Source organism: Algibacter sp. (genome assembly GCF_049667265.1).
In the GTDB taxonomy this organism is placed as follows: domain Bacteria; phylum Bacteroidota; class Bacteroidia; order Flavobacteriales; family Flavobacteriaceae; genus Algibacter_B.
Genome location: NZ_JBATHX010000265.1, coordinates 1 through 6,395, shown reverse-complemented (window position 1 = coordinate 6,395; position 6,395 = coordinate 1). Strand labels below are relative to the sequence as shown.

Here is a 6,395-nt window from a genome sequence, read left to right as displayed (position 1 = left end):
ACTATGCCTTTATAATCACTTGAAAATTCAAAATCTTCAATATTATTATAGTCAACATCAGCAACTTCATTTAAAAAGTCATCAGAAACTTTAAAATCTTCATTTTTGGTAAAATATTTGTGGGCTCTTTCATAAGTATTTAATTTGCCTAAATAACCATAGTTTATATTCCTTTTTTCATTAGAAATAAAATCATCTGGCAATCCTAATGAATTATTTAAAAGTTCTAATTGCCCATTTTTGAAATCCATCATGCTCGCTTTATATTGTTCTTCATCTTGAACAAAAACTTCCGCGCTTTTATTATTTAATTCCATTTCGCCTTTCCTTTTAACAACTAAATAGTTGTTAATTTCAGAACCAATCCCAGAAATAACTATGGTGTTTTCAAAGTCTAAAGCATCATAGGCAATGTTTAAATTAAATCCAGGTTCAACTTTAAGAAACACAGGGTTTGTACCATCATAAAGCACATAAGATTTAATATCGGTGCTCAATGTATCAGTAAAAGAGCCATCTTCAGCAATATCAAGGATTTCTTTAAATGTTCTATCTTCACTATTCATAGTAACATCTCCAGCTTGTTTGTTTGTAATTTTACCAGAAATAATGGCGTAATCTGCAGTTACATCATTTTTACAACTGAAAACAGCGATGGCAAAAGCAATACAAAGTAATTTATTCATTATTATAATTTTTTTAGAGCTCAAAAATAAAAAATTGCTGAATATTCATAGTTAATTTGATAAATTATTAACATTTTTTTGCATATTTCATAATGAATTCTGATTTTTGATTAAAATATGACAAAATACAAGCATGACTCATACCGTTTCATCCAAATTCCTTGATTTAAGTATCATCAACAGTATTATTTCTGAAGAGAAAAAACTGCAATTATCTGATGAATCAAAAGAAAAAATTATTGCTTGTAGAGCGTATTTAGATGCCAAACTTAAAACTAGAAGCAAACCTATTTATGGTATCAATACTGGTTTTGGGGCGTTACATAATGTCAAAATTTCTAAAGAAAATTTAACGGTTTTACAAGAAAACTTGGTCATGTCTCATGCCTGTGGTACTGGAGAGCGTGTGCCTAATGAAGTCGTTAAATTAATGCTGCTTTTCAAAATTCAGTCTTTAAATTATGGGCATAGTGGTGTGCAATTAGAAACTGTAAATAGACTGATCGATTTCTATAATCATGATATTTTACCAATAGTTTACACGCAAGGTTCATTGGGTGCTTCTGGCGATTTGGCGCCTTTAGCTCATTTAGCTTTACCATTAATTGGAAAAGGAAAAGTGATTTATAAAGGTGGAGAATGCGCCATTGAAAAGATTTATAACGATTTTGATTGGAAGCCTATAGCGTTACAATCAAAAGAAGGATTAGCCTTATTGAATGGTACGCAATTTATGAGTGCTTATGGTGTTTATTTACTTTTAAAATCCTATAAGTTATCATATTTAGCCGATTTAATTGGTGCCATATCTTTGGATTCCTTTGATGGTAGAATAGAACCCTTTTACGAACTTGTTCACTTGGTACGACCACATAACGGACAATTAAAAACTGCCGAACGCTTACGTGATTTTTTGGATGGAAGTGAGTTAATTAAACAGAAAAAGAAACATATACAAGATCCGTATTCATTTCGATGTATGCCTCAAGTTCATGGAGCAACAAAGGATACGTTGGCATTTGTTGAAAAAACTTTTCAAACGGAAATTAACTCGGTTACTGATAATCCTAATATTTTTTCAGCCGAAGATTTAATTATTTCTGGAGGTAACTTTCACGGTCAACCTTTAGCTTTGGCGTTTGATTATTTAAAGATTGCTATGGCAGAATTAGGTAATATTTCTGAACGCAGAACCTTTCAATTAGTTTCTGGGCTTCGAGGATTACCCGTTTTTTTAGTGAATAATCCAGGATTAAATTCTGGGTTTATGATTCCACAATACACCGCAGCGAGTATTGTGAGTGCCAATAAACAGTTGGCTACGCCTGCAAGTGTCGATTCTATTGTATCATCAAACGGACAAGAAGACCATGTGAGTATGGGAGCTAATGCTGCAACTCAGGCATATACTTTGGTAAATAATGTGGAGCGTATTTTGGCTATTGAATTATTCAACGCTTCGCAGGCCATGTTTTTTCGAGTGCCACTAAAATCTTCAGAATTTATAGAATCTATTCTTAATCTATACAGACAAGATGTTCCTTTTGTAGAAGATGATCGCGTAATGCATGATGATATTCAGGCTTCTATATTGTTTATTCAAGGTTTGGATATTGACAGCCGAGAGTTGTATTGATGTAGTTAAGAAGTTATGCTATTCAAAATAAAAAACACTTATAAAATCAACAATACTAACATTTGGATAACCCACTCTCCGATTTTCCCAATGTGTTTCATATGATAAACTAGAAGCAGAAACAGTTAAGTTTTTATGAATTTCTATTGTTCCATTATCAAAAGTGAGTTTCAATTGATTTTCATTTATTACATCCCAAATAAAACTATGAAGATTAGTGCCATCTTCAAAGTCGAAAGCTCCTGTTTTATCTTGTTTGAAACTTAACAGGATATTACTCATATCTTCGGTCACATCAAATTCAATTTCTTCTCGAATTTTTTCATCAGATATATTTGCAACGCCGTTGTCTAATATCTCTGAAACCTCAAACTTTCTGAAAGTCCAAGAACCTTTAGAAATCATTAAATCTTCATTAACTTCTAAATTTTTACTTTCTGAATCATCATTATTTGAACAAGAAAAAAATGTTAATATTAAAACTATAGTGAAAAATATACCTATTTTTTTTATTCTCATTTTTTTAAATTCGTTTTTGTTTTAACTATTTAAAACGTTTACAACTTACAAGTCAACTTCTCATAATCAACAATCTCTGGAATAATATTTAAAGCGAAAAGTTCTTTTTGAACATTCATAACCGTTTTTTTATCAATTAATTCTTGAGACCATTCTGTGATACTTAACCATTCTTGAACATCTTCAAGTTTTTGCTCATAGCGATTAGCAATAGACTTATCAATACTTGGGATATCCTTAAAATCGGAAGTGGTGTTATTAATAATTTCTAAAATGGCTTTTAAATCTGTCTTATTGTTTTCAATAAACTCTTCTCTAACAGCAATAACAAAACAAGGCCATGGAGAAGGGCAGTTGTCAATGCGCCTAAAAACACCATTATCAACAATAGGTTTTGTGGTGAATTTTTCCCATAAAAAATAATCCGCTTTACCTTCGGTTAAACCTTCAATGGCACCATCTAAGTTTTTAATCACTTCAAAATCTAGATCTTTTTCTAAATCCCAATTATGGTTTTCAGCATTGATGTAAGCCATTAAATGCGAGCCAGATCCATAACGACTTATGGCAGCTTTAGTGCCTTTTAGGTCTTCAACCTTTTTGTAATCTGAATTATGAGCCACATGCACACCCCAAACAAGTGGCGTTTCTACAAAGGTTTGAACAATTTTACTAGGGTTGCCGTCAATAATATCTTTAATAATCCCTTCGGTTAAAATAACAGCAATATCAATATCACCATTCCTTAATGCTTTACACATAGCGCCCGTTCCGCCGTAATAATCATGCCAACGTAAATTGATGTCTTTTTCTTTATATTCTCCATTTTTAAGCGTTAAATACCAAGCTAAATTAAAATGTTCTGGCACACCGCCAATGTTTACTTGCTTCATTAAATCAATTGGTTTATTCTATAATTTTATTAAGTGTATAGGTAATAAGATTTTCAATAGTTTTTCCAGGGTTTTTACTAAAAGTCCCAACAGCTCTATTTGCAATAATCGCATTTATTGACATGGCTTCATGTCCTAGTAGTTTTGCCAACCCAAATATTGCAGAAGTTTCCATTTCAAAATTAGAAATACAAATACCATTAAACTTAAATACATCCATTTTACAATTTAATTCTGAATCTTGAACTGCTAATCTTAAAACCCTTCCTTGTGGCCCATAAAACCCTCCAGCTGTTGCAGTTAAGCCTTTATGTGTTTTATTGCTTTCTAATTTTTGTAATAGTTTACTACTTCCTTCAATAACTATAGGTCTTGATTTATTAGTATGCCAATTGGTTTGCTCTATAAAAGCATCTTCTATATCTAAATTACTAATTGAATTTATTTGATATGAATGGAGCATGCCATTTAAATCTAGTCCATGTGTACTTAAAACGAAACCATCAACAGGTATGTTTTCTTGTAAAGACCCAGAAGTCCCTATTCTAATAATATCAAGGCTTGTGAGTTTTTCTTTTACTTGTCTAGTTTTAAAATCGATGTTAACAAGTGCATCTAATTCATTTAAAACAATATCAATATTATCAGGGCCAATTCCAGTAGAAATTACGGTTATCCGTTTGCCTTTAAAATGACCAGTTTGTGTTTTGAATTCGCGTTTTTGAGTTTCAAATTCAATAGAATCAAAATGTGATGTTACTTTACTAACGCGATCTTGGTCACCTACAAATATGACGGTACTTGCAATGTGTTCTGGTTTTAAATTTAAATGATAAATACTACCATCTGGATTTAAAATAAGTTCAGATTCTTTAATGGGCATTGGTTACTGTTTTTACTAGTTTATTTAATTTTTTACTAAACTGGAAATCGTATTTATTCACACCACCAAAAGTCATATTACTATCAATCTCAACGGCAAAATTATGTTGCCCGAGTAAAGCTTCATGTCCAGCTCTGTTTAATGTTAACGAATTGTCTTCTTCAGTTAAAAAAACAGATAACTTATCAATAAGTCGTTCTAATTGAATATCACCAAAACCATAATAACCTTGGTAATTTAGGGCATAACCCAACAAATGATGTTTCGATTTTATACTATTATCTCTGACAATTTCGAGAATATTTCTTTCCAAAGTATTTAATCCATCAATAGAATCAGGGAAACGTTTTAGGTGTGCTTTTAAACAATTTGTTAAGTATTTAAATGACGAGCTTTGTACTATAAATGGTTTAAGCAAATTATGGTCTTTACCGCAATAAATACCCCAAATTGTTGTGGCCAAATCAATGTCACTTTCGGTTAATGAAACTTTGTCTTTATAATGACTCATAAGTTGTGCAGAAGTCAATTCAGCTAACCCTTTTAAGGTTTTACTTCCAGGAACGCGTCCACTACAAACTAAATAAAGTGGCAAAGTAATTTTTTTTTGTTGAAGCAAACTGATTACAGCAATCATGTTAATATGACAAAACAAATCGTATTCAAACCAAAGGACAATTTCAGAATAGCGTTCTGGATTTCCCAATTGGGTATTTAATACAAAATCAATTTGTTCTAAATCTAAATCAACATTATAAAACTCATTTAAAAAAGCGCTTCTTTTCTCTATAAATTTATCCGAGAAAATCTTTGGAGAAGTTGGGCCTTCACAAAGCATTTCTTGCCAAGTTAGTTTTTCGCCATTAATTTCTAATTCGTTTAAATATTTCGTCAGGTTATCACCATTAGTAATATGAAGTGTTTGCTTGTCCATAAAATTAGCCGCCTACGCGTTTTACATTAAACCCTTTTTCTTTTAGCATTTGCATGATTTTATCACGAAAATCGCCTTGAATTATAATTTTATCATCTTTAAAACTACCGCCAACGCTCAGTTTAGTTTTAATTTCTTTGGCTAAAATTTTAAAGTCTTCGGTAGCACCAGTATACCCCTCAAGAATGGTTATAGGTTTTCCTTTGCGTTTTTCATATTTACAAAGTATGGGGTCATCTTGCATCCAAATATCAGAAGCATCCTTTGTGTCAGAAATAGTTTCTTCTTCAATATGCTCAGGAAATAAATTTTTAAGTTGGTCTTGTAAATCCATTGTTTTAATGTGCAATATTCAGTCTTCAGTTTGCAGTAAAAAATAAGAGTAAGCAACTGCCTACTGCCAACTGTGGTCTGCCTACTATTTTTTAAGTCCTAATTCAATTAAGCGTTCGTTTAAAAACTCACCTGCAGTAATATCATCAAATTGTTTAGGGTTGTTTTCATCAATGCAACCTTCTAAAACATTCAACTTCATATCACTAATTGGGTGCATAAAAAATGGAATAGAATAACGCGATGTTCCCCAAAGTTCTTTCGGAGGATTTATAACGCGATGTATGGTAGATTTTAATTTATTATTAGTGTGCCTAGAAAGCATATCACCAACATTAATCATTAATTCATCAGGCTCCGCAATAGCATCAAGCCATTCACCTTTATGGTTTTGCACTTGTAAACCACGCCCTTGTGCGCCCATTAAAAGCGTTATTAAATTAATATCCCCATGTGCCGCAGCTCTTACTGCTTCTTTTGGTTCTTGAGTTATAGGCGGGTAGTGGATAGG

General features: G+C 31.9%; 7 protein-coding genes and 1 pseudogene. 1 reads left to right on the top strand and 7 read right to left on the bottom strand.

Features of this window, described 5'->3' with window-relative positions; genetic code table 11:
- Positions 1 to 686: pseudogene (locus WBN21_RS10005) on the bottom strand (TlpA family protein disulfide reductase); the annotation flags it as partial.
- 133 nt (positions 687 to 819) lie between these two features.
- On the opposite strand from WBN21_RS10005, the gene hutH reads away from it, so the two are divergent.
- Positions 820 to 2,322 carry a histidine ammonia-lyase gene (hutH, locus tag WBN21_RS10000; protein ID WP_424199866.1) on the top strand — a complete coding sequence of 501 codons (1,503 nt, stop codon included), beginning with the start codon at positions 820 to 822 and terminating at the stop codon, positions 2,320 to 2,322.
- An 18-nt stretch (positions 2,323 to 2,340) separates the two neighbouring features.
- On the opposite strand, the gene WBN21_RS09995 is transcribed toward hutH, so the two are convergent.
- From WBN21_RS09995 to WBN21_RS09970, 6 genes are all read right to left on the bottom strand, one after another.
- Positions 2,341 to 2,841: a hypothetical protein gene (locus WBN21_RS09995; protein WP_424199864.1), complete on the bottom strand. Its 501-nt coding sequence runs from the start codon at positions 2,839 to 2,841 to the stop codon at positions 2,341 to 2,343.
- A 38-nt stretch (positions 2,842 to 2,879) separates the two neighbouring features.
- The gene (locus WBN21_RS09990) at positions 2,880 to 3,734 is read right to left on the bottom strand and encodes a substrate-binding domain-containing protein (RefSeq protein ID WP_424199862.1); all 855 of its coding nucleotides are present in this window, start codon (positions 3,732 to 3,734) and stop codon (positions 2,880 to 2,882) included.
- A 13-nt stretch (positions 3,735 to 3,747) separates the two neighbouring features.
- The gene (locus WBN21_RS09985) at positions 3,748 to 4,617 is read right to left on the bottom strand and encodes a nucleoside phosphorylase (RefSeq protein WP_424199860.1); all 870 of its coding nucleotides are present in this window, start codon (positions 4,615 to 4,617) and stop codon (positions 3,748 to 3,750) included.
- Positions 4,607 to 5,551 (bottom strand): DUF1835 domain-containing protein, encoded by a 945-nt coding sequence (locus tag WBN21_RS09980; protein WP_424199858.1) that lies wholly within the window; start codon positions 5,549 to 5,551, stop codon positions 4,607 to 4,609. Before WBN21_RS09980 ends, WBN21_RS09985 begins: the two co-directional genes overlap by 11 nt.
- A 4-nt stretch (positions 5,552 to 5,555) precedes the next feature.
- Positions 5,556 to 5,885, bottom strand: a complete 330-nt coding sequence (locus tag WBN21_RS09975) for a translation initiation factor (RefSeq protein WP_424199856.1) — start codon at positions 5,883 to 5,885, stop codon at positions 5,556 to 5,558.
- Between the two features lie 84 nt (positions 5,886 to 5,969).
- Positions 5,970 to 6,395, bottom strand: a 426-nt coding sequence (locus WBN21_RS09970) for a 2OG-Fe(II) oxygenase family protein (RefSeq protein WP_424199854.1), incomplete at its 5' end; no start/stop codon positions are given.

Coding starts and splice junctions, on each gene's coding strand:
- hutH (WP_424199866.1), top strand. CDS start 820: ATGACTCATACCGTTTCATCCAAATTCCTTGATTTAAGTATCATCAAC.
- WBN21_RS09995 (WP_424199864.1), bottom strand. CDS start 2,841: ATGAGAATAAAAAAAATAGGTATATTTTTCACTATAGTTTTAATATTA.
- WBN21_RS09990 (WP_424199862.1), bottom strand. CDS start 3,734: ATGAAGCAAGTAAACATTGGCGGTGTGCCAGAACATTTTAATTTAGCT.
- WBN21_RS09985 (WP_424199860.1), bottom strand. CDS start 4,617: ATGCCCATTAAAGAATCTGAACTTATTTTAAATCCAGATGGTAGTATT.
- WBN21_RS09980 (WP_424199858.1), bottom strand. CDS start 5,551: ATGGACAAGCAAACACTTCATATTACTAATGGTGATAACCTGACGAAA.
- WBN21_RS09975 (WP_424199856.1), bottom strand. CDS start 5,885: ATGGATTTACAAGACCAACTTAAAAATTTATTTCCTGAGCATATTGAA.